The following is a 25,712-nucleotide window of genomic DNA, read 5'->3' as shown; positions in this document are numbered from 1 at the left end:
TCCACGTCCACGTCCACGTGCCTGGTAGGCGCTGAAGCCCATGACAGTTCCTTTCATCGGGGGGTGAGAGGGCCACCGGTCGGCGGCCGTTCTCCTTGCCCCCGACGCTAGGAGCAGTCGGGTCCGGCTTGGCAGATGTCCGTAGGTACTAGGACTCGCCGAGCCCCGTGCGCTCCGCCCACAGTGCGGCCTGCGTGCGGTCGGCGACGCCGATCCGCGCGAAGACGCTGGTGAGGTGGGCCTTGACCGTCCGCTCGGAGATCCCGAGCCGTCGCGCGATCTGCTTGTTGGCCAGTCCCTGGCGCACCAGGACCAGCACCTCGATCTCGCGCGGCGTCAGGTCGACCTCGGGACGCGACCTGCGGGCCCCCAGGAGCTGGCGCGCGGCCCGCGGGTGGAGCGGCGACTCGCCGCGGCTCACGGCACGCACGCCCTCGATCACCTCGTCGGGGTCGGCGTCCTTGAGGAGGTATCCGACCGCACCGGCGTCGAGGGCCGCGACGATCCGGTCGGCGTCGGAGAACGACGTCAGCACCAGCACGTCCACGCCCCCCTCGGCCACGAGGTGGCGGGTGGCGGTCACGCCGTCCGTGCCGGGCATCTGCAGGTCCATCAGGACGACGTCGGGTCGGGTACGGCGCACGACGTCCAGCGCCTCCGCACCGTCGGCCGCGGTGCCGACGACCTCGAGGTCGTCCTCGCCGGCCAGCAGGCTCTCCAGCCCGCTGCGCAGGACCGCGTGGTCGTCGACCAGCACCACCTTGATCGTCACGCTCGGGTCTCCAGTCGCGTCGTCGTGCCGTGGCCGGGAGCCGAGTCGATGACGAGCGATCCCCCGTGGTCGCGGACCAGGCTCGCCAGCCCGCGCAGTCCGTAGTGTGCCGTGCCGCTCACCGACGCCGGGTCGAAACCCACTCCGTCGTCGTGGACGGCGAGCACCACCGAGGCGCCCTCGCGGCGCACGTCGACGGTCATCGTCTCGGCCCGGGCGTGCCGCAACGTGTTGCGGACCGCCTCCTGGGCGACCCGCCACACCAGCTCGGCGTCGACCTGACGAAGCCCCTCGAGGTCGCCGACCGTCACGTCGACCTGCACACCGACGGCGGACGCCGGTGCGCAGAGGTCCTCGAGCGCGGCGGGCAGGGTGGCGGCGTCGAGGTCGGGCGGATGGATCTCGACGAGCAGCGACCGCAGCGACCGCAGGCTGCGGCGCAGCGAGGTCGAGGTGTCCAGCAGCGTCGCGCGGGCAGCGCCGTCGGTCTCCCGCGCCAGCGCGGCGATCGCGAACGCGGAGCCGGCGAGGTCCTGCACCACGCCGTCGTGCAGGTCCCGGGCGATCCGGCGTCGCTCGGCGTCCGAGGCGGTCGCGGCGCCGACCAGCAGCCGCTCGCGGTCGGCCGCGGTGCGCCGTACGCGCCGTGTCAGCAACCACAGCAGCCCGGTGGCGACGGCGACGACGAGGGCGAGGGCGCCCAGGGTGATCTTCTGGAAGGGCGCGATGACCTGGGCCTGGCGCGCCTCGATGCGGTCGAGGGTGAAGTAGGCCTCGAAGAGCAGCGGCACGCCCTCGGGCGAGGTGATGGAGGTGTAGACCTCGACCAGCGCCTCGTTCCCCTGCTCGTACCTGTTCTCGGGCTCGTCGAGCTCGGAGAGCTCCGCGTCGGACCCGCCGTTGCGCAGGACCTCCAGCTCCTCGTCGTCGAGGGGGAAGGTCTCCCCGATCAGCCGCACCTCGTCGGAGTAGACGATGGTCCCGTCCGCGTCCCAGATCTTGATCCGGCGCACGTCGCCCACCAGCAGCCGGTCGGTGGCGAGGCGGTCGAAGCGGTCGACGGCACCCGCGCGGCCCTCGGCGAGCCCCCGCGGGACGGCCGGCTGGGCGACCGAGCGGGCCAGCAGCCAGGTCGTCGCGCCCGCGTCGGAGAGCGCCTCCTCGCGGGCCGCCTGCGACGACAGCACCCGGGCTCCCACCACGATGGCGACCAGCGCGAGGAGCCCCACGACCAGGAACACCGACAGCGGACTGCGCCAGGTCGGCCCGACACGGGTCGGCTGCGGTGCGGGCATGGGGGAAGTATGCCGAGCGCTCAGTACGTCACGGTCGCGACGCACACGGAGCCGCCGCGCCGGGCACGGAAGCGGAAGGTGTCGACCCCGGCGGCGTCGACGGTCTGGCGCTTCACCTCGTAGGAGCCGCCGCGACCCCGTGACGTCCCGCGGGCCGACAGCGTGCCGTTGTGCGTCAGGACCCACGACCACCGCTGGCCGCCCCGGACGTGGTCGATCTCCACGTCGACCTCCAGCCTGCCGTCGTCGGGCTCGACCCTGATCCGCCAGTCGCCGTCGCCCCGGCACGACCCGCGGCGCTCGACCCGGTCGTCGTCGTGGGCGTGGGCCGCGACCGGCGCTCCCAGCCCGGCCACGAGCAGGGTCAGGCACGCCAGGTGGCGAGCGGACCTGCTCATGACTGACTCCTTGCCGTACGACGTGGAGGCCCAGCCTCCTCCGCCCGCCGGCCCGCCGCCATCGTCCGGTGGTACTACGACCACCCGCCGCCGCTCACTCCAGCGTGAACTCGACCTTCCGCGTCTTCACGTCGGCGGTGGTCAGCGTGACGTTCACGTCCTGGCCGAGCGGCAGGGCCTCCGACCCGGTGACGACGGCCTCGATGGCCGGGTCCTGGATGGTGACCTCGCCGCGGTGGTCGTCCTCCTCGTCGAGCTCGACGACCACGCCGGGGAACGACTCCCCCACCCGCGGCTCGAGGACCGCGGCCTCGACGAGGTTGAGCACCGCGTTCTCGTACTGGTTGGCGCGGCGCCCGGACTCGCGCATGGTGTCGGGCAGGTCGTGCAGCTTGGTCAGCACCCAGTCGGGCACCTCCTCACCGGCGCACAGCGCGACGCAGATCTCCAGCGCGTAGCGGTCGACGAGGCGCCGCAGTGGCGCCGTGACGTGGGCGTACTCCGAGGCCAGCGCCGAGTGCTGCGCCTGCTCGGGCAGCTCGCCGTCGAAGCCGACGTAGCCGCTGCCGCGCAGGAGACGGGTGCAGGCCACCACCATCGCCGCGTGGTTGGGCTTCGACACGTCGAGGGTGCGGATGAAGTCGGGATAGAGCATCTCGGCAGGCCAGTCGATCCCGAGCGCGCGGGCCGTGCGGTGCAGCCGCTGCACGTCGCGAGGATCGGCCGGAGGCAGGGTGCGGAGTAGGCCGACGCGGGCGTAGACCATCAACGAGGCGGCGCCGAAGCCGGTGAGCAGCGAGATCTGCGCGTTCCAGCTCTCGACCGGCAGCATCGAGCGGAACTCCAGGTGCCACGTGCCGTCCTCGTCCACGACCTCCTGCTCGGGCAGCGGCAGCGAGACCCCACCGCGGGCGGCCTCGCGGGCCAGCCGGAGCTCGCCCAGCTCGCGCAGGATCGTGAACATCTCGTCGGCGGTGCCCGCGTCGAGGTCGGCCTGCACGGCGGCGTACGACAGCTTGGCGCGCGACCTCACCCGCGCCCGCTCGACGGTGACGTCGATGCCCTCGCCGGTCTCGTCGACGGTGATCCTCCAGACGAGGGCCGGCCGGACCTGGTCGGGCAGCAGCGAGCCGGCGTCCTCGGAGATCGAGGTCGGGTGGAGCGGGACCTTGGAGTCGGCGCCGTAGAGCGTCTCGCCGCGACGGTTGGCCTCGACGTCGACCGGGTCGCCCGGGGTGATGAAGGCGGCGAGGTCGGCGATCGCGTAGTGCACGACGTAGCCGTCGCCGTCGCGCTCGAGGAACATCGCCTGGTCGAGGTCCATGGACGACTCGGGGTCGATGGTGACGAACGGCAGGTCGGTCAGGTCGAGGTCGGGCAGGCGCGGGGCGGCGGCCGCCGCGGCCGCGGCCTCCTCGACCGCGGCCGGGAACTCCGGTGACACCTTCATCTCGGCCTGGATGGCGGCGATGCCGTCACGCAGCGCGTGCCCCGCCACGGAGTCGGGGTCGGAGCCGGACGCACGGACGGTGATGACACGGGAGCTGGCCATGACTGGCACCCTAGCCAAGTGACGGCCCCGTGCCTCCACCTACTCTTGCGCGCGTGCTGATCCTGCTGCCGCCCAGCGAGGGCAAGACCGCTCCCCGGCGCGGACGCCCGCTCGACCTCGGTGGGCTCGCCGCTCCCGCCCTGACACCGGCCCGGGAGCAGGTGATCGAGGCCCTCGTGACGCTCTCCGAGCGGCCCGATGCCGCGACGGTGCTGGGGCTCGGTGGCACGCAGTCCGACCTGGTGGCCCTCAACGCCCGCATCCGGACCGCACCGACGGCCCGCGCCGACGCCGTCTACACCGGCGTCCTCTACGACGCGCTGGGCTTCGCCGGCCTCTCCAGCGCGGCACGGCGCCGCGCCACCAGCCGGGTCGCGATCACCAGCTCGGTCTTCGGCCTGGTGCGTCCCGGCGACCGGATCCCGTCCTACCGGCTCTCGGGCGACGTCACCCTGCCCGGCCTCGGTCCCGTCGCCGGCGTCTGGCGCGAGGCCCTCGGCCCGGCGGTCGCGGAGGCGGTCGGGCCCGGTCTCCTGGTGGACCTCCGCTCGACGATGTATGCCGCCTTCTGGCGTCCGCCGGCCACGAGCCCGATCCGGGTGGCGACCGTGCGGGTGCTGCACGAGCACCACGGCACCCGCAAGGTGGTGAGCCACTTCAACAAGGCCACCAAGGGCCGGATCGTGCGCGACCTGCTGGAGGCCGGCGCCAACCCGCGCACGCCGAAGGCCCTCGCCGGCGCGCTCGGCGACCTCGGCTGGCACGTCGAGACCGGCGAGGCGACGGCGCGCGGCACCCAGCTCGACGTGGTCGTCAGCGAGGTCTAGAGACCCGACTCCGGGGTGCGGACCAGGATCCGCTGGCACTCCTCGCAGCGCACGACCTCGTCGGCGGCGGCGGCCCGGATGACCGCGAGCTCGGCGGCGTCGATCGTGAGCTGGCAGCCGCCACACTGGCGGGCGCGCAGGGCGGCAGCGCCGACCCCGCCCTTCTGGGCGCGCAGGCGCTCGTAGAGCGCGAGCAGGTCGTCGGGCAGCCCCTCGACCGCCGCGGCCCGCTGCCCGGACGCCTCGTCCAGCGACGCGTCGATCTCGACCCATCGGGCGTCACGCGCCTGCGCCAGCTCGGCGATCTGGGCGTCGGTCTCGGCGAGCTGGGCCGACAGCGTGCTCTCCGTGCCCTGCGCCTCCTCGAGCTGCTCCATGATCTCGAGCTCGGCGTCCTCGAGGGTCGTGATCCGTCGCTCGAGCGACTCGAGCTCGTGCTGCATCCGCTCGAGGTCCTTGGGGTTGGTGATCAGCCCCTGGTCCATCCGGTCCCGGTCACGCGTACGCCGCGTCTTCACCTGCTCCACGTCCGCGTCGGCCTTCTTCTGCTCGGCCGTCAGGTCCTCGACGACGATGCGGGCGTCGCGCAGCCGGTCGTCCACGTCACCGCGGCCGGTCTCGAGCTCGCCGATGCGGACGATCTCGGGCAGCGACCTGCGCTGGTGGCGGAGCTGGTCGACGCGCGAGTCGAGCTCCTGGACGGTGAGGAGCTGCTGCTGTGCGGACGGGTCGGCCTTCAAGACGTGGGACTCCTCAGGTGCGATGAGCTGGGCGGCTACGCGCGGAACTGCCAGGGATCGGTGCAGCGGGTGCTGACGCGAGTGCTCACCGTATCGCCCATCGCTGCGCGCAGCTTCGCCTCCACCACCGGCAGCCACGTCCACTCCGCCGCCCAGTGCGCCACGTCGACCAGTGCTGGCCCGCCGCGCTCGAGGAACTCGCCCGCCCGGTGGTGTCGCAGGTCGCTGGTGACGTAGACGTCGACGTCCGAGGAGGCCAGCTCGTCGAGGAGGAAGTCCCCGGCTCCGCCGCACACCGCCACACGGCGTACGGCGCGGTCCGGGGCTCCCCCGACTCGCACGCCGTGCGCCGTGTCGGGCAGCGCCGCGGCCACCTTCTCGGCGAGCTCGCGCAGCGTCGTCGCCGGGACGGTCCCCACCCGGCCGGTGCCGGTCGCCGCCGTGCGCGGGTCGGCGAGCTCGATCACGTCGAAGGCCGGCTCCTCATAGGGGTGCGCCTCGAGCAGCGCCCGGACGACCGCCGCCCGCCGGGACCGGGGCAGCACCGTCTCGACCCGCGTCTCGGGCACGGTCTCGAGCTCGCCCACCGACCCGATCACCGGAGCCGCCCCGTCGAGGGGCCGGAACCGTCCCTCGCCCGGCGTCGAGAAGGTGCAGGAGTCGTAGTCGCCGATCGCGCCGGCGCCGGCCGCGGCCAGGGCGGCGCGCATCGGCTCCGCGTGCTCGTGCGGGACGAAGGTGACCACCTTGTCGAGCGCGAGGCCGCGCGCGGGTCGGATCGGCGCGAGGTCCTCGAGCCCCAGCGCCAGGGCCAGCGCCTCGGACACCCCGTCGACCGCCTGGTCGGCGTTGGTGTGGGCGGTCAGGAGCGCGCAGCCGCCCGCGGTCAGCGTGTGGAGGATCCGGCCCTTCGGCGTCGTCGCGGCCACCGAGCTGACCGGCGTCAGGAAGAGCGGGTGGTGCACGACGAGCAGGTCGGCGCCCCACTCGACCGCCTCCTGCGCGACCTCGAGCGTCGGGTCGACGGCGAACATCACCTTCACGACGGGCGCCGACGGGTCGCCGGCCACCAGCCCCACCGCGTCCCACGAGTCGGCCGTGGAGGGTGGGTACCACCCGTGGAGGAGGTCGACGACATCGGCGAGCGTGGGCATGCGCTGATTATCGGGGACGGACTAGTTGACCTGCCGCTCCTGCCCCGCCCAGTAGGGCTCACGCAGCTTGAACTTCTGCAGCTTGCCCGTCGCCGTACGCGCGAGCTCGTCACGGAACTCGATCGAGGTCGGCGCCTTGTAGCCGGCCGCCTTGTCCTTGCACCACGCGATCAGCGTGGCCTCGTCGACCGACTCCCCCGGCGCCAGCACGACGAGGGCCTTGATGGTCTCGCCCCACTTCTCGCTCGGCACCCCGATTACCGCGACCTCGGCGACGGCCGGGTGCGAGAACAGGACGTCCTCGACCTCGATCGAGGAGACGTTCTCGCCGCCGGTGATGATGACGTCCTTCTTGCGGTCGCTGATCGTGAGGTAGCCGTCGTCGCCGATCACGCCGCCGTCGCCGGTGTGGAACCAGTCGTCGGCCAGCGCCTTCGCCGACTCCTCCGGCTGCTCCCAGTAGCCCTCGAGCACCACGTTGGAGCGAGCGAGCACCTCGCCCTCCGCGTCGGTCGTCAGGCGCACGCCGAGGGCCGGCGCCCCGGCGCGGACCAGCCTGGCCGCGCGGTCCTCCGCCGACAGGTCGTCCCACTCGGCGCGGGTGCGGTTGAAGGTGAGCAGCGGCGACGTCTCGGTCAGCCCGTAGATCTGGATGAACTCCCAGCCCAGCTCCTCGGCGACGCGGACGACGGTCTTCGTGGGCGGCGGCGCGCCCGCGCAGATGATCCGCACGGTGTCCCGGCCCGGGATCTCGCCGTCCCAGTCGGCCGCCGCGTCGAGCACGGCGGCGACCACCGCCGGGGCGGCACACATCACGGTCACGCCGTGGTCGCGGACTCGCCGCAGGATCTCCGCGCCGTCGACCTTGCGCAGGACCACCTGCTTCACGCCGAGGCCGGTCATCGCGAAGGGCATCCCCCAGCCGTTGGCGTGGAACATCGGCAGCGTGTGGAGGTAGACGTCGCGGTCGGTCACCGCGGCGTGCATCGCGAACGTGACCGCGTTGACCCAGATGTTGCGGTGGGTGATCTGGACCCCCTTGGGCCGGGCCGTGGTCCCCGAGGTGTAGTTGATGCACGCGGTCGCCGACTCGTCCGGCTCCCACGCGCGCGGCTCGACACCCTCGGACGCGTAGAGGTCGTCGTCGTCGCCCAGCACGAACCGGTGCTCCGCCGTCACGCCCGCGAGCGCCTCGTCGAGCTCCGGATCGACGTACAGCACGCGCGCACCCGAGTGCTCGACGATGTAGGACACCTCGTCGGGTCGGAGCCGGAAGTTGACCGGCACCAGCACGCGGCCCGACCCCGCGACCCCGAAGAACGACGCCAGCAGCCGGGCGCTGTTGTGCGACACGACGGCGACCCGGTCACCGACCTCGAGGCCGAGCTCGTCGAGCTTCGCGGCCTGGCGGCGCGCGAGGGCCCCGATCTGCGCGTAGGTCAGCTCGCCGAGGGAGGCCGCGGGCTGATCTGGCTCGTCGATCACGCCGACGCGTTCGCCGTACACGGTCTCGGCGCGGTCCAGGAAGTCGGTCACGGAGAAGGGAACGAACATGCGGCCTACTCTGGCACGGCTCCCCTCGCGGTGGACCTGCCCGAAAGCACGGTCTCGGGTGCGTCGGGACGGTTTCGAACCGCCGACCGCTCGGGTGTAAACCGAGTGCTCTACCGCTGAGCTACCGACGCGCAGGGGAACACCCTATGAAATGAGTTGAACCGCTGGCGTCTCGGGTCACCAGCGGTTCAACACCATGAAGATTACGGGGGCGTTCAAGGCCTGTCAGGCGAACGCCGCAAAACGCGCCGACTGGTCTAGACCCGTGTCCTCATACCAGTGCGCGCAGCTGCTTCAGGTGCTCGTCGAGGTCGCGACCGTCCGCATTCGCGTTGTGCACCGCCCACGCCAGCATCCCGTCGCGGTCCACGACGTACGACGACCGGCGGGCCGTGCCCCGCACCTCGTCGAACACCTCGAAGGAGCGCGCCACCTCGCCGTGCGGCCAGAAGTCCGAGAGCAGCGGGAAGTTGAGGCCCTCGGCGTCGGCGAACGCGCGCAAGGAGTAGACCGGGTCGCAGGAGATCCCGAGCACCTCGGTGTCGAAGGTCATGAACTCGGCCAGGCGGTCGCGGATGCCGGCCATCTCGCCGGTGCACACCCCGGTGAACGCGTTGGGGTAGAAGAGGATCACCACCGCCTTGCGGCCGCGGAAGCTGCTCAGCGTGACGTCCTGTCCGAACTGGTCGCGCAGGGTGAAGTCAGGGGCGGGGCCGCCGAGCTGGAGCCCCGTCGTGGGGTCGCTCATGCCTCGTCGTCCCAGCTCGACAGCTCCCGCTTGAGGATCTTGCCGGTCGCGTTGCGGGGCAGCTCGGGGATGATCACGATCTCCTTGGGGACCTTGAAGCGGGCGAGGTTGGCCTTGACGTGCTCCTTCAGCTCGTCCTCGGTGACCTCGCCGGTGACCGAGACGAACGCGCGCAGGCGCGAGCCGAAGTCGGGGTCGTCGACCCCGACGGCCGCCGCCTCGACGACCAGGGCGTGGCCGACCAGGCAGTCCTCGACCTCCTTGGGGAAGACGTTCTCGCCGCCGGAGACGATCATCTCGTCGTCGCGCCCCTCGACGTACAACCGGCCGTCCTCGTCGAAGCGACCGACGTCGCCGCTCGACATCAGGCCTTCGATCATCGCCTTGGAGCCGCCGCCGGTGTAGCCCTCGAAGAGCAGGCTGTTGCCGACGAAGATGCGCCCGGTGCCGCCGAGCGGGACCGGCTGGTCGGCGTCGTCGAAGATCCGCACGACCGTGTTGTGGGGCGGCTTCCCGGCCGACGACGGGGCGGCTCGTAGGTCCTCCGGCGTGGCGATGGTCGCCCACGCCACCTCCGTGGAGCCGTAGATGTTGTAGAGGTTGTCGCCGAAGCGGTCCATCCAGGTCAGCGCCAGCTCGGCCGGCAGCGCCGACCCGGACGAGGCGACGACCTCGAGGCTCGGCAGCGAGTAGCGCTCGAGCACCGCCTCGTCGAGGCCCAGGATGCGCTGCAGCATCACCGGGATGACGACCAGCGACTGGCAGCGGTTCTCCTCGACGACGCGCAGCGCGTCCTCGGGGTCGAAGCGACGGCGCAGCACGACCGTCGAGCCGAGCAGCATCGCCAGGGCGAAGTGCGCGAAGCCCCACGTGTGGAACAGCGGTGCCGCGATGTGCGTGCGCCAGCCGAACCGCAGTGGCATCCGAGACAGCAGCGAGACGGCCGCCGGGATCCCGGCCTCGCGGCGCGGCGCGCCCTTGGGGGTGCCGGTGGTGCCCGAGGTCAGGATCACGATCCGCGCGTGCCGGGTGGGGGGTACGACGTCCGAATGGTCGTTCGCGGCGATGAGTGACTCGAGGGTGGGCAGCCCGCCCTGGTCGTCGCTGTCGATCCACCCGACCACGCGCTGCGGGACGTCGGCGGCCTCGAGCATGGCGCCGAACTCCTCGTCGTGGATGACGACGGCTGGCTTCTCGCGGGCGATCACGTCCACGAGCTGCGGACCGGCGAAGGCGGTGTTGAGGTAGAGGATGTCCGCCCCGAGCTTGGCGACCGCGATGGTCGCGTCGACGAAGCCGCGGTGGTTGCGGCACATCACCGCGACCGAGTCGCCCTCGCGCACGCCCAGCGCGGCCAGCCCCCGGGCGAGCGCGTTGCTGCGGTCGTGCAGCTCGGCGAAGGTCAGCTCACCGAGCTCGTCGACCACGCCGACGCGGTCGGGGTGGCGCACCGCCAACGTCATGAAGCCGCCCGCTGGTCCGACTCCCCAGCGCAGCACCGTGCGTCCCAGTCCGGCGAGGGTGCGGGGGCCGTAGGGCCGGATGATGCCGGCGCCGCCGAGGATCCTCAGCGAGGTGGCCATGTCGGAGGCGCGATCGGCCAGCTTGCTCATGCGGGGTTCCTGGAGGTCGTGGGTCGACGAGGAGGCGTCACGCAGGGGTCTTGGGCGTGACCAGCCGCGTGGCCTGCCAGTCCTTGCTGACTGCCGCCGTCGTGGTCTGCGAGAGCCCCGCGATCGGGGCCGCCTCCGCGATGTCGGCCGCGTCCACCGCGTGGGGACGCCCGACCTTGGGGGTGAGCAGCCAGATGGCCCCGCCCCCGACGAGGTCGGTCAACGAGTCGACCAGGCCGTCGACCAGGTCGCCGTCGTCCTCTCGCCACCACAGCAGGACGGCGTCGACGACGTTGCCGTAGTCACCGTCGACCATGTCCGCGTCGATGGCGTCCTCGATCGCGACCCTGAGCTCGTCGTCGGTGTCGTTGTCCCAGCCGAGTTCCTGGACGACCATGCCGGGCGTGATGCCCAGCCGCTCTGCGGCACCTGTTGCCTGGGCGGCTCCGCCACCCATCGTCGAGCTCACGCCACGCCTCCGTTCGTCGATGTCCGCCTGCTGGCGGCTTCCCATGCTCCCCCCTGCGTCACGCGCGAGGCGGAGTGGGGGTAGTCCACCGGAGTTGCGACACACACGCAAGCCCGTCCCGCGTAGTGACCGTCGGGTGTGCAACTCGTCAGTAGATTTCGTGGCGCCTGACGGCGTGCAACGATGCTCGCGTGAGTGATGAGTCCACCCCCACCGAATCCACCACCCCCGCTCCTGCGCCGGCCGCGCGCGCGGTGATCCACGAGGGCCTGCCGACCCAGCTGCCCGACATCGACCCCGACGAGACCAACGAGTGGATCGCGTCCTTCGACGCGATGCTCGACGACCGGGGTCGCGAGCGGGCGCGCTACGTCATGCTGCGCCTCCTCGAGCGCGCGCGTGAGAAGCAGGTCGGGGTGCCGGCCCTGCGCAGCACCGACTACATCAACACGATCCCGCCCGAGCGCGAGCCGTGGTTCCCCGGTGACGAGGAGGTGGAGCGCCGCATCCGCGCCTTCATCCGCTGGAACGCCGCGGTCATGGTCTCCAGCGCCAACCGCAAGGGCCTCGAGGTCGGCGGGCACATCGCGACGTACCAGTCGTCGGCCTCCCTCTACGAGGTCGGCTTCAACCACTTCTTCCGCGGCAAGGACCACCCCGGTGGCGGCGACCAGCTCTTCATCCAGGGCCACGGCTCCCCTGGCATCTACTCCCGCGCCTTCCTCGAGGGCCGCCTGACCGAGGAGCAGCTCTACCGCTTCCGCCAGGAGGTCCAGCACGGTGTCGGTGCCGGCCTGCCGTCCTACCCGCACCCCCGCCTGATGCCCGACTTCTGGGAGTTCCCCACGGTGTCGATGGGCCTGACGGGCATCAACTCGATCTACCAGGCGCGGTTCAACCGCTACATGCACAACCGGAAGATCAAGGACACCTCGCAGCAGCGCGTGTGGGCCTTCATGGGTGACGGCGAGATGGCCGAGCCCGAGTCGCTGGGCGCGATCCGCATCGCCGCCCGCGAGGAGCTCGACAACCTGACGTGGGTCATCAACTGCAACCTGCAGCAGCTCGACGGCCCGGTGACCGGCAACGGCAAGATCATCCAGGAGCTCGAGGCCAACTTCCGCGGCGCCGGCTGGAACGTCGTCAAGGTGATCTGGGGCCGCGAGTGGGACGCCCTGCTCGCCAAGGACGTCGACGGCGTCCTGGTCAACCGGATGAACACCACCCCGGACGGCCAGTTCCAGACCTACTCCACCGAGGACGGCGGCTTCGTCCGCGACGACTTCTTCGGCGCCGACCCGCGGCTGCGCAAGATGGTCGAGCACATGAGCGACTCGCAGATCGAGAAGCTGCCGCGCGGTGGCCACGACTACCGCAAGGTGTACGCCGCGTTCGACGCCGCCACCAAGCACGTCGGCCAGCCGACGGTGATCCTCGCCCACACCATCAAGGGCTGGACGATCGACGCCCTCGAGGGCAAGAACGCCACGCACCAGATGAAGAAGCTGACTCCGGAGGACCTGAAGAAGTTCCGCGACCGGCTCTACCTCCCGATCAGCGACCGCGACCTCGAGGAGTCCTACGAGAAGACCGGCGGGGCGCCGTTCTTCCACCCCGGCCAGGACTCCCCCGAGATCGAGTACATGATGGAGCGCCGCAAGCAGCTCGGTGGCTCCGTGCCCCGACGCGTGCTGCGCGCCTCGTCGCTCAAGCTCCCCGGCGACGAGACCTACGGCGAGCTCAAGCAGGGCTCGGGCAAGAACAAGTTCGCCACCACCATGGCCGTCGTCCGGCTGCTGCGCGACTGGATGAAGAACCCCGAGATCGGCGACCGCCTCGTCCCGATCGCGCCCGACGAGTACCGCACGTTCGGCATGGACTCGATGTTCCCGAGCGCGAAGGTCTACAACCCCGGCGGCCAGCAGTACGACCCGGTCGACCGCAAGATGCTGCTGTCCTACAAGGAGTCGACGCAGGGCCAGATGCTGCACGAGGGCATCTCCGAGGCCGGCGCGATGGCCTCGGCCACGGCGGCGGGATCGGCGTACTCCACGCACGGCGAGCACATGATCCCGTTCTACATCTTCTACTCGATGTTCGGCTTCCAGCGCACCGGCGACTCGATCTGGGCGATGGCCGACCAGCTGGCCCGCGGGTTCCTGATCGGCGCCACCGCCGGTCGCACGACGCTGACCGGTGAGGGCCTGCAGCACGCCGACGGCCACTCCCCGCTGATCGCGGCGACCAACCCGGCGGTCGTGCACTACGACCCGGCCTACGCCTACGAGGTCGCGCACATCATGCAGTCGGGCCTGGAGCGGATGTACGGCGCCGACGCCGAGAACGTCATCTTCTACATCACCGTCTACAACGAGCCGGTCTCGATGCCGGCCGAGCCGGACGACGTGGACGTGGAGGGCATCCTCAAGGGCATCCACCAGGTCGGCACGGCCGAGGGCGACGGTCCCCGGGTCCAGCTGATGGGCTCCGGGGTCGGCATGCCGTGGGTGAGCGAGGCGGCGCAGATCCTCGCCGACGAGTGGGGCGTCCGCGCCGACACGTGGTCCGTCACGTCGTGGAACGAGCTGGCTCGCGACGCCGTGGCCGCCGAGCAGCACAACCTGCTCCACCCCACCGACGCCAAGCGGACGGCGTACGTCGCCGACAAGCTCGCCGGCGTCAGCGGACCGGTCGTCGCGGTGTCGGACTACATGCGGGCCGTCCCGCTCCAGATCGCGCGCTGGGTCCCCGGCGACTACCGCGTGCTCGGTGCCGACGGCTTCGGCTTCGCCGACACGCGGCCGGCCGCGCGACGGTTCTTCAACATCGACGCGCAGTCCGTCGTCGTGCAGGCGCTCCAGGCCCTCGCCGACGCCGGCGAGATCCCGGCCGAGAAGGTCGCCGAGGCCGCCGCGAAGTACCGCATCGACGACCCCACGGCCGTCAAGGACGTCAAGCAGGAGGGCGGCGACGCGTAGGCGCCACCACCCGTCACGTCGAGACCACCGCGCCCCTGGGGCCCGGTGGTCTCGTCGTCTCAGGCTCCGGCGCCCAGCACGTGCACCGGGGCCACGGGCGCCTCGCCCGCCTCGGACTGCAGCGGCACGACCTGTGGTCCGGCCTCGAGCAGGTCGCGCCAGCGCTCCCGGTCGTACGTCGCCGGCTCGGTCGTGCGGATGAAGTCGTTGACGATCCGGGTGAACCGCTGTGGGTGGTCCTTGTGCGGGAAGTGCCCGGCGTTGGGCAGCACCTCGACCCGGGCCGACGGCGCGAGGACGGCCGCGTTGCCGGCGTGGCGGACCGGGATGATCTGGTCGTTGCGGCCCCAGATCACGCACATCGGCATCGCCTCGGTCAGGTAGGCACGATCGGAGACGGTCACGATCTGCCCCTTCCAGTCCACGACGGCCCGCACGACGTGCCGGATGGCGGCCCGCGTGTGGGGGTCCTTGAACGACTCGAAGATGTCGGCCGCCTCGCCCAGGTCACGCAGGGAGCGCCTGCCCGTGGCGGCGAGCGCGCGCATGCCCGCCGTACCGATGTGACGCAGGCCGGGCAGGGTCAGCAGGCCCATCGCCTGGTGGAAGCCCGGGGTGGTGATGGCCCGGATCGCCGGCGTCACCTCCGGGCCCAGGCCACCGCTGCTGACGAGGATGAGTCGCTCGCACCGCTCGGGGAACTGGTAGGCGAACTGCATCGCGACCCCGCCGCCGAAGCTGTGGCCGACGACGGTGACCCGGTCGATGCCGAGGACCGTGAGCAGGTCGCGCATGCCGTTGGCGTAGCCACCCACGCTGTAGTCCGCGCGCGGCTTCGCCGACGACCCGTGCCCGAGCAGGTCCGGCGCGATCACGGTGTAGCGCTTCGCCAGCGACGCGATGACCGGCGCCCAGGTCGTGTGGTCGCAGCCGAGACCGTGCAGCAGGAGCAGTGCCGGGCCCGACCCCGTCCTCACGAACGCACGTCGGTGTCCGTGGACGTCGACGTACTCGAGCTCTGGCATTTCGCTCACACGCACTCCCGGGTCGATGATTTTCGCGATTCAACCAGAACACGTTCCCGTTTCGCCTCGCCCCCCGGGGTCGAACGGCACAACTGGTCCGATTCGTTACCCGCTCGTGCACCCAGGTGACGGAAGTGAACGGTGGGACTAGATTCGTCGGGTGTCCACAAGAGAGACGTCCCGCCGGCGCGCCGCCGAAGCACTGCAGCGCTCGACCGGAGCGCTGAGCACGGCGGCGATGTCCAAGATGGCCAGCGACCTCGACTGGTTCGAGGAGCTCCGCGCCCAGGACCGCTCCTGGGTGGGCCTGATCGTGCAGGCCGGCATCAAGGGCTTCATCGACTGGTACGGCGACGAGAGCCAGACCGACGGCACCGCCCCGCTCGCCGCGGCCGTCTTCGGCGCCGCCCCGCGCGAGCTGACCGGGGTGATCGACCTGAAGCAGACCGTCGACCTGGTCCGGCTCAGCATCACCGTGGTCGAGGCCAACATCGACGCGTTCATCGACCCGGCCGACGCCCTCGACGTGCACCAGGCGATCCTGCGCTACGGCCGCGAGGTCGCGTTCGCCACGGCCGAGGTCTACGCCCGTGCCGCCGAGGCGCGCGGAGCGTGGGACGCCCGGCTCGAGGCCCTGGTCGTGGACGCCGCCCTGAGGTCCGAGACCGACGACGCGGTGCTGTCGCGGGCGAGCGCGCTGGGCTGGGGCGCCCGCGGGGAGGTCGCCGTCGTGCTCGGTGCGATGCCCGGTCGGCGTACGCCCGACGACATCTTCGAGCACGTGCGACGCGTCTCGCAGGCGGCCGGCATGGACGCGCTGTGCGCGACGCAGGGCGACCGCCTCGTGGTGGTCCTGGGCGGGGTCCGCGACCCCCACTCGGCGGCCTCGCGGATCGTCGAGCACTTCGGGCCGGGGCCGGTGGTGGTCGGGCCGGTCACGGCCGACCTCGGGCACGCCCAGGAGTCGGCCCGGGCTGCGATGTCGGCCTACCGCGCGGCCGGGGGCTGGCCCGGCGCCCCGCGCCCGGTCCGCAGCGACGAGCTGCTCCCCGAGCGCGCGCTGGCCGGCGACGGCCACGCCCGTCGCCACCTCGTCGACCGGGTCTACCTGCCCCTGCTCGGCGCCCGTGGCACCCTGATCGACACGCTGGAGGCCTACTTCGAGCACGGCACCTCGATCGAGGGCGCCGCACGCCACCTCTTCGTCCACCCCAACACCGTGCGCTACCGCCTGCGGCAGGCCACCGACGTCACCGGGCTCGCCCCGACGTCGCCCCGCGAGGCGTTCACGCTCCAGATCGCCCTCGTACTCGGTCGCCAGTCGGGTCGTCAAGCACCCGAGACGTCTTTGTAGGAACCCGACAAACAATCACCGGCAAGTTTCGTGCGGGTCCGACGCGAACGAGAGCCCGGGACCCGTCACTCTTGAGGTGTGCTCGTCATCGTCGCTCCCGGCCAGGGGGCCCAGACCCCCGGCTTCCTCACGCCCTGGCTCGAAGACCCCACGTTCGCGAGTCGTTTCGACTGGCTCTCCACCGTGGCCGGCATCGACCTGGCCCACTACGGCACCGAGGCGGACGCCGAGACCATCCGGCGCACCGAGATCGCCCAGCCGCTGCTGGTGGCGACCGGACTGATCGCCGCCCTCGACCTCTTCCCGCACCCCAGCGACGCCTTCCAGCGCGTCAGCGCCGTGGCCGGCCACAGCGTCGGCGAGATCGCCGCCGCCGCCGGCGCCCGGGTGATCACCGCCGAGCAGGCCATGGTCCTGGTGCGCGAGCGCGGCAACGCGATGGCCGCGGCGGCCGCGCAGACGCCCACCGGCATGACCGCGGTGCTCGGTGGCGACCGCGAGGAGGTGCTTGCCGCGATCACCGCCCAGGGGCTCACCCCGGCCAACGACAACGGCCCCGGCCAGATCGTCGCCGCCGGCACCCTCGACCAGCTCGCCGCCTTCGCGGACGCACCGCCCGCCAAGGCGCGACTGATGCCGCTGAGCGTCGCCGGCGCCTTCCACACCGAGCACATGGCGCCCGCCGTGGGCCGCCTGGCCTCGCTCGCGCGGTCCGTCTCCGTCCACGACCCCCGCACCGCGGTGATCTCCAACCGCGACGGCCAGGTCGTGCACAGCGGACGCGAGGTGCTCGCCCGCATCGTCGGCCAGATCGCCGCGCCGGTCCGCTGGGACCTGTGCATGGACGCGATGCTCGACCTCGGCGTCACCGGCATCCTGGAGATGCCTCCGGCCGGCACCCTCACCGGCATCGCCAAGCGGGCGATGAAGGGCGTCGAGACCTTCGCCCTCAAGACCCCCGACCAGCTCGACGACGCCCGCGCCTTCGTCGACAAGCACGGCGAGCGCTCGGTCATCGAGACCACGCCGACGTGGCGGATGGTCGTCTCCCCCGGCAAGGGCACCTTCCACCGCTCGGAGGAGGCGGCGAGCTCCGACAGCCTCCCGCCCGGCTGCCTCATCGGTGAGGTCGCCAGCACCCGCGACACGACGCCGATCGTCGCCCTCCACGGGGGCGACGTCGTCGAGTGGCTCGTCGAGGACGGCGACATCGTCTCCCCCGGTCAGCCGCTGGTGCGCCTGCACCCGCAGGGTGGTGGCCACTGATGAGCGCCCTTGCCCCGGCGCCCGGCGCCACGCACGCCGCGGTCCTCGGGATCGGCGCCTACCGCCCCGAGCGACTGGTCCCCAACTCCGAGGTCGTCGACGCGATCGACTCCAGCGACGAGTGGATCCAGCAGCGCTCGGGCATCCGGACGCGTCGCTGGGCCGGGCCTGAGGAGTCGGTCCAGATGATGTCGGTCGCGGCCTCCCGGATCGCGATCGAGCGGGCCGGCCTCGACGCCCGCCAGATCGACTGCGTCATCGTCGCCACCGTCAGCCACCTGCTCCAGACGCCCGCCGTCGCCACCGCGATCGCGCACGAGCTCGGCACCGAGCAGGCCGCCGCGTTCGACATCTCCGCGGCCTGTGCCGGCTTCTGCCACGGCATCGCGATGGCCTCCGACCTCGTGCGGGGCGGGAGCGCGCGCTACGTCCTGGTCATCGGCGTGGAGCGCCTGACCGACATCCTCGACCTCACCGACCGCGGCACCGCCTTCATCTTCGCCGACGGCGCCGGCGCCGCGGTGGTCGGTCCCAGTGACACGCCCGGCATCGCCCCGGTCGTGTGGGGCTCCGACGGCGAGCAGTTCGACCTGATCCGCCAGCGCGAGGACTGGCGCGACGTCGTCGGGTCGGACGACCGGCCCGGCAGCGGAGTGATGCCGCACCTGGTGATGCAGGGCAACCCGGTGTTCCGCTGGGCCTCCTTCGCCATGGCCAAGATCGGCCAGCAGGCGCTCGACCGCGCCGGGGTCTCCCTCGACGACCTCGACGTCTTCGTGCCCCACCAGGCCAACATGCGCATCATCGACGCGATGGCGCGCTCCATGAAGCTGCCCGAGCACGTCCGCATCGCCCGCGACATCGCCGACCAGGGCAACACCTCGGCGGCCTCGATCCCGCTCGCGCTCGACCGGATGATCGAGGAGGGCGAGGCCCGCAGCGGCGACACCGCCCTGCTCATCGCCTTCGGCGCCGGCCTGGCGTACGCCGCCCAGGTCATCACCATCCCGTAGTTCTGCACCACCCCCACCCGAGTGTTCAACCCATCAATGGAAGGAAGGCCCATGGCCACCACCGAAGAGATCCGCGCCGACCTCGCCGAGATCGTCAACGAGGTCGCCGGCATCGACGCCGACGACGTGCAGCTCGACAAGTCCTTCGTGGACGACCTCGACGTCGACTCGCTCTCCATGGTCGAGGTCGTCGTGGCCGCCGAGGAGAAGTTCGGCGTGACCATCCCCGACGACGAGGTCAAGAACCTCAAGACCGTCGGTGACGCCGTCGCCTTCATCGAGCGCGCGCAGGACTGATCCACCCGCGGCCGGACCGCCACCCGCGGTCCGGCCGCTCCCCTGCTCCACGGCCGGGCTCTCCTCGAGCCGGCGACATCCCCACCAGAACGGACTTCTCATGACCTCGACCCGCGTAGTCGTCACCGGACTCGGAGCCACCTCCCCGGTCGGCGGTGACGTCAAGACCACCTGGGACGCCCTGCTCGCGGGTCGCTCCGGCATCCGGCACCTCGACGACGAGTGGGTCGAGCAGCTGCCGGTCAAGATCGGCGGCCGCGTCGCCGTCGATCCCTCCGAGGTCCTCGAGCGCGTCAAGGCCCGCCGTCTCGACCGCGCCAGCCAGTTCGCGATGGTCGCCGCCGACCAGGCGTGGGCCGACGCCGGCCTCGAGGGCTCCGGCCTCGAGCCCGAGCGCCTCTCCGTCTCGCTCGCCTCGGGCATCGGCGGCGTGACCACGCTGCTCTCCAACTACGACACGCTGCTCGAGAAGGGCGCGCGTCGGGTCTCGCCCCTCGCCGTACCCATGCTCATGCCCAACGCCCCGGCGGCCAACGTCAGCCTCAAGTACGGCGCCCGCGGGGCCGTCCACGCCCCCACCTCGGCCTGCGCGTCGGGCAACGAGGCGATCGCCATGGCCATCGACCTGATCCGCCTCGGTCGCGCCGACGTGGTGCTGGCCGGCGGCACCGAGGCCGCCATGCACCCGCTCCCGATGGCCGCCTTCGCCAACATGATGGCGCTGTCCAAGACCGGCACCGACGACGACCGCGACCCCGCGAGCGTCTCGCGTCCGTGGGACGTCGCCCGCGACGGCTTCGTGCTCGGTGAAGGTGGCGCCGTCCTCGTGCTCGAGTCCGAGGAGTCGGCCAATGCCCGTGGCGCCCACATCTACGCCACCGTGCTCGGCGCCGGCATCAGCAACGACGCCCACGACATCGCCCAGCCCGATCCCGAGGGACGCGGTGGCACCAGGGCCATCCAGATGGCGCTGCGCGAGGGCGACGTCGACCCGGCCACTGTGGTGCACGTCAACGCGCATGCCACCTCCACGCCCAAGGGCGACATCGCCGAGGGTCTGATGCTGCACACCGTGCTGGGTTCCCACGTCGACCAGTGCGTCGTCACGAGCACCAAGTCGATGACCGGCCACCTCCTCGGCGGCGCCGGCGCCCTCGAGGCCGTCGCGACCGTGATGGCCCTCCAGGACCGCACCAGCCCGCCGACGATCAACCTCGACGACAAGGATCCCGAGGTCGACCTCGACATCCCGACGTCCGCGCGCACGCTGCCCGACGGCGACATCGTGGCCCTCAACAACTCCTTCGGCTTCGGCGGCGCCAACGTCGCGGTGGCCTTCGGGAGCGCGTCGTGACCGCCACCCAGGCCCCCGCCGCCAAGCCCGCGAAGCTGCCGCGCGAGGAGGACCCCCGCAACCCGGTCCACCGGCTGACGGCGCTCTTCGACGAGGGGACCCTCGAGCTGCTCACCGCCGACGACGACTCCGGCATGCTGGCCGGCATCGGCCGGGTCCACGGCACCACCGCGGTCGCCTTCTGCAGCGACGCGACCGTCATGGGCGGCGCGATGGGCGACGTCGGCTGCCGCGTGGTCGTCGACGCCTACCACCGCGCCATCACCGACGGCGTGCCGATCATCGGCCTGTGGCACTCCGGCGGCGCCCGGCTCGCCGAGGGTGTGCTCTCGCTGCACGCCGTCGGACGCATCTTCCAGGTGATGACGCAGGCCTCCGGCAAGATCCCACAGATCTCGGTCGTGCTCGGCCCCGCCGCCGGTGGCGCCGCCTACGGTCCCGCGCTCACCGACGTCGTGATCCTCGGCCCCGACGGCCGCATCTTCGTCACCGGCCCCGACGTCGTCCGCTCGGTGACCGGCGAGGACGTCGACATGCTCCGCCTCGGCGGACCCGAGCCCCACGGGCGCCGCTCCGGTGTCGTGCACATCCTCACCGACTCCGAGCAGGAGGCGCTCGACCGCGCCCGCGGCGTGGCCTCGCTGCTTGGCGCGCAGGGCAGCCTCGACGAGGACGCCGTCGAGGACCGTGACCTCGCCGCCATGCTGCCGGAGTCCAAGAAGCGCGCCTACGACGTGCACCCGCTCGTCGAGGCCGTCCTCGACGAGGGCACTTCCCAGGAGCTGCACGCCCGCTGGGCGCCCAACATCGTGACCGCCCTGGGCCGCTTCGGCGGCCGGACCGTCGGCGTCGTGGCCAACAACCCGCTGCGCCTCGGTGGCTGCCTCGACTCCCTGTCGGCCGAGAAGGCCTCGCGCTTCGTGCGGATGTGCGACGCGTTCGGCGTGCCGCTGATCGTGCTGGTCGACGTCCCGGGCTACCTCCCCGGCGTCGGGCAGGAGTGGGACGGCGTCGTACGCCGCGGGGCCAAGCTGCTCCACGCCTTCGGCGAGTGCGTCGTGCCCCGCGTCACCCTGGTCACCCGCAAGACCTACGGCGGCGCCTACATCGCCATGAACGCGCGCTCGCTCGGTGCCACCCGGGTGCTGGCGTGGCCCGGGGCCGAGGTCGCGGTGATGGGTGCCGTCGCGGCGATCCGCATCCTGCACCGGCGCAAGCTCGCCGAGGTCTCCCCCGAGATCCGACCGCAGGTCGAGGCCGAGCTGGCCGCCGAGCACGAGCGCATCGCGGGTGGCGTCGACAAGGCCGTCGAGATCGGGGTCGTCGACGAGGTCGTCGAGCCCGACCGCACCCGCAGCGCCATCGCGGCCGCGTTCCGCCACGAGATCGACACCTCCGGCGTGCACCGCGGCATCCACGGCAACATCCCGCTCTGACGCGAGGGGCGTAACGCCCGGGCGCCACGGACGTTGAGAAGTGTGTCCGTGGTCACTCCGGAGAGGATGCTCGATGTCGCGCCCCATCGCCCTGCTGCTCGCGTCGGCCGTCACGCTAGTGTCGCTGGTCGCGGCGCCCGCCGCGGCGGCACGCGACACCGAGGTGATCGGTGGCAACACCACCGGGCTCGACGGCGTGCTGCGCAAGGGGTGCCAGGACTACCGCTTCGCCTACGCCGTGCAGGTCCCGACCGAGGACTGGTCGATGGAGGTCTCCATCGTCGACCGCCGCGGCCAGGCGGTCGCGTCCTTCGCCTTCCTGGGACCTGTGGACCCGAAGACCCGGACCGCCGTGTTCACGCTGTGCCGCAACGCCACGGTCCCGGGCAAGTTCCGGATCCGCTCGGTGCTCAACTGGTACGACGACCCGTCGGAGCCGATCCCCGCCTACGTGCCCGTCACACGCTTCCGGCTCGCTCGTCGCTGAGGGATCCGTCGGGGCGTACGGCGGGGGCCACCGTCGCGGCGGCGATCGCCGTCGTCACCGGCACGGCCAGCACCAGCCCGATCGCGGACGCGAGCGTGCGCGCGACCTCCTCGGCGATCGCCTCGTCGCTCAGGACGTCGATCAGCGGGCGGTCGTAGAGGGAGATCAGCAGCATGGTCGCGACGGCCGTGCCGGCGTAGGCGAACACGATCGTGTAGATCGTGGAGGCGATGTGGTCGCGGCCGATCCGCATCCCGGAGGTGAAGATCGCACGCCGGCTCAGGTGCGGCGCAGCCTGCCGCAGCTCCCACACCGACGAGCTCTGGGTGATGGTCACGTCGTTGAGCACACCCAGCCCCGCGACGATCACCGCGCAGGTCAGCAGGCCGCGGAAGTCCAGCTGGTCGGCCTGGTTGCGCAGGAGCAGGCTGGACTCATCGCCGAGCCCGCTCAGCCGCGCCGTGTGGATGGCGACGAGACCGACGCCGGCGGTGATGGCGAGCCCGATCAGCGTGCCGGCCAACGCGGTCGACGTACGCACCGACGGACCGTGGGCGAGGTAAAGGACGACGAACATGATGGCGGTCGACCCGACCAGCGCCACGGCGAGGCCGGAGCTGCCGGCCAGCAGCGCCGGGAGCATGAACCAGCCGATCACCGTCCCCGCGAACCCGAGCCCCAGGATGGCCAGCAGTCCGCGCACGCGGGCGATCACTGCGACGACGAGCAGGAAGACCAGCGCCAGCCAGCCCAGCGGCGGCTTGCGGTCGACCCCCACCCAGCCGTAGCTCGGCTCGTCGGCGCCTTGCTGCGGTACGGCGACGAGCGTGACCCGGTCCCCGACCTGCAGCACGTCCACGACGCCCGGTCGCACCCGCACGCCGTCCACGGTGCCCGCGTCGTCGAGGCGGACGTCGACGTCGTCGCAGATCTCCGGGAAGTCCGTCGAGTCCTGCGTCACGACCGGGCAGGCCTCGCCGACCCGGAGCACCTCACCGTCGGGATAGGTGACGCCGTCGGCGGAGTACGGCGTGGTGGGCCGCTCACCGTCGGGCCACAGGACCACCACGCCGACGAGGGTGGCGATCGCGGTGAGGGCGAGCAACCCCAGCAGCAACCGCGTGATCGGGCCCGAGGTGTGGACGTCGGGAGCGCGGTGGGAGTGCGAGTGGCCGTGGCCGTGACCCACGAGCGCTCAGACGACCTGGTGCAACCAGCGCACGGGCGCGCCGTCGCCCGCGTGCCGGAAGGTCTCCAGCTCGTCGTCCCACGGCTTGCCCAGCAGCTTGTCGATCTCGTTGAGCAGCGTGGTGTCGCCGAGCGCGGCCTTCACGACCGCCGCCTTGAGGCGGTCCTCCGGGATCATGATGTCGCCGTGCAGGCCGGTGACGGCGTGGTAGACGCCGAGCTCGGGCGTGTAGGAGAAGCGCGTGCCCTCGCTGACGCTGGTGGGCTCCTCGGTGATCTCGAAGCGGAGGTGGTTCCAGCCGCGTAGCGCGGACGCCACCGACGCCGCGGAACCGACGGAGCCGGTCCACGACAGCTCGGCGCGGTAGCTGCCGGGCTGAGCGGGCTGCGGGGTCCAGTCGAGGCTGACGGCAACGCCGAGCACTCCACCCACGGCCCACTCGACGTGCGGGCAGAGAGCAGAGGGTGCTGAGTGCACGTAGAGGATGCCCCGGGTCCCGACGGCTTCGGGGCGGGCGTGAGTGCGTGTGGTCACCGTGACCTCCTTGAAGTTCCGACGCTGAGATGCGCCTTCCCCAGCGGTCTGTGCGACGGCTTCAAGGGTGCTTGAGTGACACGTATGTGATTAGGGGTCCATTGTGGCCCATGGGGCCTGAGTTTGCCAATGGGACGGGCTGCGTCAGCCCATCTTCTTCTCGAGCAGGTCCGCACGGTCGGACGCGTCGGTCAGCTGCTCGCTGTCGATCGCGTTGGTGCGGTGGAACCACGCCAGGGCGTCGGCCTCGCGGCCGGCCACCTCGAGGGTGTCGGCGTAGGCGTAGCGCAGCCGGACGACCCAGGGGGCGCGCGTCTTGGAGTTGAGCGGCGCCAGCTCGAGCGTGCGGAGGGCCGCGTCGAGCTGCCCCATGTCGCGACGCGCGCCGGCCTCGACCAGCGTCATCTCCGCCTTGGCCTCCGGGGCGAAGTTGGCCACGGACGGACTCTTCGCCAGCTTCAGCGACTGCTCGGGGTGACCGAGCGCGCGGTGGCAGTCGGCCATCATCGGCAGGTACGCCGTGGCGCCGTTCATCCGCTTGGCCGCGCGCAGCTCGGCGAGCGCGACGGAATAGTGACCGGCTGCGTACGCCGCCTCGCCCACGGCCTCCCGGACGATGGCGATGCGTGAGGCGCGCGCCCGCGCCGCCAGCGTGTGCTTGTACGCCGTCTCGGGGTCGTCGTCGAGGAACATCCCGGCGGCCGCGAGGTGACGGGCCACGCGAGCGGCCAGCTTCTCCGGCAGGCCCTTGAGCTGGTTGGACACCGCACGGTCGAGCTCCTGGCCGGTGATCTCCTCGGGCAGCGGCGGGCCGTCGTACTCCGCCTGGTCGACCGTGCGCGGACGCTGCTCCTCCCGCGGGCGCTTCCAGTCGCCCTCGCGGGGAGCGCGCGACGAGCCACCGCGGGAGCCGGCTCCGCGGGCGTCTCGCGAGCCGGCCTTGCCGCCGCGTGCCTCGGGTCGCCCGCTGCGGGACTCGGGCTTGCCACCACGGCCCTCGGGCTTGCCGCCCCGGCCCTCGGGCTTGCCCCCACGGCCGGTCGAGCTGCCTCCCCGTGCGGGCGGCTTCGACCCGCCCCGGCTTGCTGGGCGCTGACTACGACGTTCCTCGGCCACGACGTGAACCTTTCGGGGGTGCTTGCTCGCTGTGCTGATGTCTGGTGCGCTGCCACGCTACTGGGCGCGGCGCGCAAATGCAGCAGAGGCCACCTGTCACCAGGTGGCCTCTGCCNCCCACAGCCTCTCGGTTGCAGTACCATCGGCGCTGAAAGGCTTAACTTCCGGGTTCGGTATGGGACCGGGTGTTTCCCTTTCGCTATGGCCGCCGTAACTCTGGCGGAACACACGCACCCACGATTGTCTGGTGTGGGGGTGTTCCAAGCTTGATGTTGTGCTCGTTGTTCAGTTCTGTTGTTCGGTTCTGCTGTTCGGTTCTGGTGGCCGTCACTACCCGGGTATCAATGGTGGGTGTGTTGGTTGGGAACTGCATGTGGACGCGGGCTGCTTTGTAGCGGCTCTCATGGTGCGCGGGGTATGTCTGTGTCTCGTACGTGTGGTGATTGGTTTTGTACGGTGTTGGGACAAGCCCTCGGCCTATTAGTACCGGTCGGCTAGGCATTACTGCTGTACACCTCCGGCCTATCAACCCCATAGTCTG

General features: G+C 71.7%; 23 protein-coding genes, 1 tRNA gene and 1 rRNA gene. 9 read left to right on the top strand and 16 right to left on the bottom strand.

Features of this window, described 5'->3' with window-relative positions; genetic code table 11:
* Positions 1 to 148: 148 nt before the first annotated feature.
* The 4 genes from C7S10_RS21095 to C7S10_RS21080 form a co-directional block, all read right to left on the bottom strand.
* Complete coding sequence (locus C7S10_RS21095) at positions 149 to 772, bottom strand: response regulator (RefSeq protein WP_108346758.1); 624 nt, start codon at positions 770 to 772, stop codon at positions 149 to 151.
* Positions 769 to 2,067 (bottom strand): sensor histidine kinase, encoded by a 1,299-nt coding sequence (locus C7S10_RS21090; RefSeq protein WP_108346756.1) that lies wholly within the window; start codon positions 2,065 to 2,067, stop codon positions 769 to 771. The genes C7S10_RS21095 and C7S10_RS21090 overlap by 4 nt, the downstream gene beginning before the upstream one ends.
* A 20-nt stretch (positions 2,068 to 2,087) precedes the next feature.
* Complete coding sequence (locus C7S10_RS21085) at positions 2,088 to 2,465, bottom strand: hypothetical protein (RefSeq protein WP_108346754.1); 378 nt, start codon at positions 2,463 to 2,465, stop codon at positions 2,088 to 2,090.
* Positions 2,466 to 2,559: 94 nt separating this feature from the next.
* Positions 2,560 to 4,017 (bottom strand): RNB domain-containing ribonuclease, encoded by a 1,458-nt coding sequence (locus tag C7S10_RS21080; RefSeq protein WP_108346752.1) that lies wholly within the window; start codon positions 4,015 to 4,017, stop codon positions 2,560 to 2,562.
* Between the two features lie 53 nt (positions 4,018 to 4,070).
* Here C7S10_RS21080 and yaaA point away from each other — a divergent pair, with 53 nt between their 5' ends.
* Entirely contained in the window at positions 4,071 to 4,844 is a 774-nt protein-coding gene (gene yaaA, locus C7S10_RS21075) for a peroxide stress protein YaaA (RefSeq protein ID WP_108346750.1), read from the top strand.
* Here the strand turns inward: yaaA and C7S10_RS21070 are convergent.
* From C7S10_RS21070 to C7S10_RS21040, 7 genes are all read right to left on the bottom strand, one after another.
* Positions 4,841 to 5,584, bottom strand: coding sequence for a zinc ribbon domain-containing protein (locus tag C7S10_RS21070; protein WP_108346748.1), 744 nt, complete (start codon positions 5,582 to 5,584; stop codon positions 4,841 to 4,843). The two genes, yaaA and C7S10_RS21070, sit on opposite strands and share 4 nt — an antisense overlap.
* 35 nt (positions 5,585 to 5,619) lie before the next feature.
* The gene (locus tag C7S10_RS21065; protein ID WP_108346746.1) at positions 5,620 to 6,738 is read right to left on the bottom strand and encodes a Nif3-like dinuclear metal center hexameric protein; all 1,119 of its coding nucleotides are present in this window, start codon (positions 6,736 to 6,738) and stop codon (positions 5,620 to 5,622) included.
* Between the two features lie 21 nt (positions 6,739 to 6,759).
* Positions 6,760 to 8,292 carry an AMP-binding protein gene (locus C7S10_RS21060; RefSeq protein ID WP_108346745.1) on the bottom strand — a complete coding sequence of 511 codons (1,533 nt, stop codon included), beginning with the start codon at positions 8,290 to 8,292 and terminating at the stop codon, positions 6,760 to 6,762.
* A 59-nt stretch (positions 8,293 to 8,351) separates the two neighbouring features.
* Positions 8,352 to 8,423, bottom strand: a tRNA-Val gene (locus C7S10_RS21055).
* Between the two features lie 140 nt (positions 8,424 to 8,563).
* Positions 8,564 to 9,040 carry a peroxiredoxin gene (locus C7S10_RS21050; RefSeq protein ID WP_108346744.1) on the bottom strand — a complete coding sequence of 159 codons (477 nt, stop codon included), beginning with the start codon at positions 9,038 to 9,040 and terminating at the stop codon, positions 8,564 to 8,566.
* Positions 9,037 to 10,653 (bottom strand): AMP-binding protein, encoded by a 1,617-nt coding sequence (locus C7S10_RS21045; RefSeq protein WP_108346743.1) that lies wholly within the window; start codon positions 10,651 to 10,653, stop codon positions 9,037 to 9,039. Before C7S10_RS21045 ends, C7S10_RS21050 begins: the two co-directional genes overlap by 4 nt.
* Before the next feature lie 37 nt (positions 10,654 to 10,690).
* Positions 10,691 to 11,110, bottom strand: a complete 420-nt coding sequence (locus C7S10_RS21040) for a DUF3052 domain-containing protein (RefSeq protein ID WP_108346961.1) — start codon at positions 11,108 to 11,110, stop codon at positions 10,691 to 10,693.
* A 203-nt stretch (positions 11,111 to 11,313) separates the two neighbouring features.
* Between C7S10_RS21040 and aceE the strand changes: the two genes are divergently transcribed.
* Positions 11,314 to 14,100, top strand: a complete 2,787-nt coding sequence (gene aceE, locus C7S10_RS21035; protein ID WP_423802731.1) for a pyruvate dehydrogenase (acetyl-transferring), homodimeric type — start codon at positions 11,314 to 11,316, stop codon at positions 14,098 to 14,100.
* A 59-nt stretch (positions 14,101 to 14,159) separates the two neighbouring features.
* Here aceE and C7S10_RS21030 read toward each other — a convergent pair whose 3' ends face one another.
* Positions 14,160 to 15,125, bottom strand: a complete 966-nt coding sequence (locus C7S10_RS21030; protein WP_108346742.1) for an alpha/beta fold hydrolase — start codon at positions 15,123 to 15,125, stop codon at positions 14,160 to 14,162.
* 160 nt (positions 15,126 to 15,285) lie between these two features.
* Between C7S10_RS21030 and C7S10_RS21025 the strand changes: the two genes are divergently transcribed.
* The 7 genes from C7S10_RS21025 to C7S10_RS20995 all read left to right on the top strand — a co-directional run bounded on the left by C7S10_RS21025 (position 15,286) and on the right by C7S10_RS20995 (position 22,332).
* The gene (locus C7S10_RS21025; protein ID WP_243395523.1) at positions 15,286 to 16,479 is read left to right on the top strand and encodes a PucR family transcriptional regulator; all 1,194 of its coding nucleotides are present in this window, start codon (positions 15,286 to 15,288) and stop codon (positions 16,477 to 16,479) included.
* Positions 16,480 to 16,557: 78 nt separating this feature from the next.
* Positions 16,558 to 17,745, top strand: coding sequence for an acyltransferase domain-containing protein (locus tag C7S10_RS21020; protein ID WP_108346740.1), 1,188 nt, complete (start codon positions 16,558 to 16,560; stop codon positions 17,743 to 17,745).
* Positions 17,745 to 18,758 (top strand): beta-ketoacyl-ACP synthase III, encoded by a 1,014-nt coding sequence (locus C7S10_RS21015; RefSeq protein WP_108346739.1) that lies wholly within the window; start codon positions 17,745 to 17,747, stop codon positions 18,756 to 18,758. Before C7S10_RS21020 ends, C7S10_RS21015 begins: the two co-directional genes overlap by 1 nt.
* Before the next feature lie 51 nt (positions 18,759 to 18,809).
* Complete coding sequence (locus tag C7S10_RS21010; protein ID WP_108346737.1) at positions 18,810 to 19,055, top strand: acyl carrier protein; 246 nt, start codon at positions 18,810 to 18,812, stop codon at positions 19,053 to 19,055.
* Between the two features lie 100 nt (positions 19,056 to 19,155).
* Positions 19,156 to 20,409 (top strand): beta-ketoacyl-[acyl-carrier-protein] synthase family protein, encoded by a 1,254-nt coding sequence (locus C7S10_RS21005; RefSeq protein ID WP_108346735.1) that lies wholly within the window; start codon positions 19,156 to 19,158, stop codon positions 20,407 to 20,409.
* Entirely contained in the window at positions 20,406 to 21,845 is a 1,440-nt protein-coding gene (locus tag C7S10_RS21000) for an acyl-CoA carboxylase subunit beta (protein WP_108346733.1), read from the top strand. Before C7S10_RS21005 ends, C7S10_RS21000 begins: the two co-directional genes overlap by 4 nt.
* 73 nt (positions 21,846 to 21,918) lie before the next feature.
* On the top strand, positions 21,919 to 22,332 hold the full coding sequence (locus C7S10_RS20995; protein ID WP_108346731.1) for a hypothetical protein: 414 nt from the start codon (positions 21,919 to 21,921) through the stop codon (positions 22,330 to 22,332).
* Here the strand turns inward: C7S10_RS20995 and C7S10_RS20990 are convergent.
* The 4 genes from C7S10_RS20990 to rrf all read right to left on the bottom strand — a co-directional run bounded on the left by C7S10_RS20990 (position 22,304) and on the right by rrf (position 25,384).
* Complete coding sequence (locus C7S10_RS20990; RefSeq protein ID WP_243395522.1) at positions 22,304 to 23,521, bottom strand: YibE/F family protein; 1,218 nt, start codon at positions 23,519 to 23,521, stop codon at positions 22,304 to 22,306. The genes C7S10_RS20995 and C7S10_RS20990 overlap by 29 nt on opposite strands.
* A gap of 6 nt (positions 23,522 to 23,527) precedes the next feature.
* Positions 23,528 to 24,055: a DUF3145 domain-containing protein gene (locus C7S10_RS20985; protein WP_165807265.1), complete on the bottom strand. Its 528-nt coding sequence runs from the start codon at positions 24,053 to 24,055 to the stop codon at positions 23,528 to 23,530.
* 144 nt (positions 24,056 to 24,199) lie between these two features.
* Entirely contained in the window at positions 24,200 to 25,171 is a 972-nt protein-coding gene (locus C7S10_RS20980) for a tetratricopeptide repeat protein (RefSeq protein WP_108346729.1), read from the bottom strand.
* 98 nt (positions 25,172 to 25,269) lie between these two features.
* Positions 25,270 to 25,384 (bottom strand): 5S ribosomal RNA (rrf, locus tag C7S10_RS20975).
* Positions 25,385 to 25,712: the final 328 nt, after the last annotated feature.

Origin of the sequence: Nocardioides currus, from assembly GCF_003057875.1 — a bacterium.
Lineage (GTDB): Bacteria > Actinomycetota > Actinomycetes > Propionibacteriales > Nocardioidaceae > Nocardioides > Nocardioides currus.
Note: the sequence above shows the minus strand (reverse complement) of the source record. Positions and strands in the feature narration are given on the sequence as shown.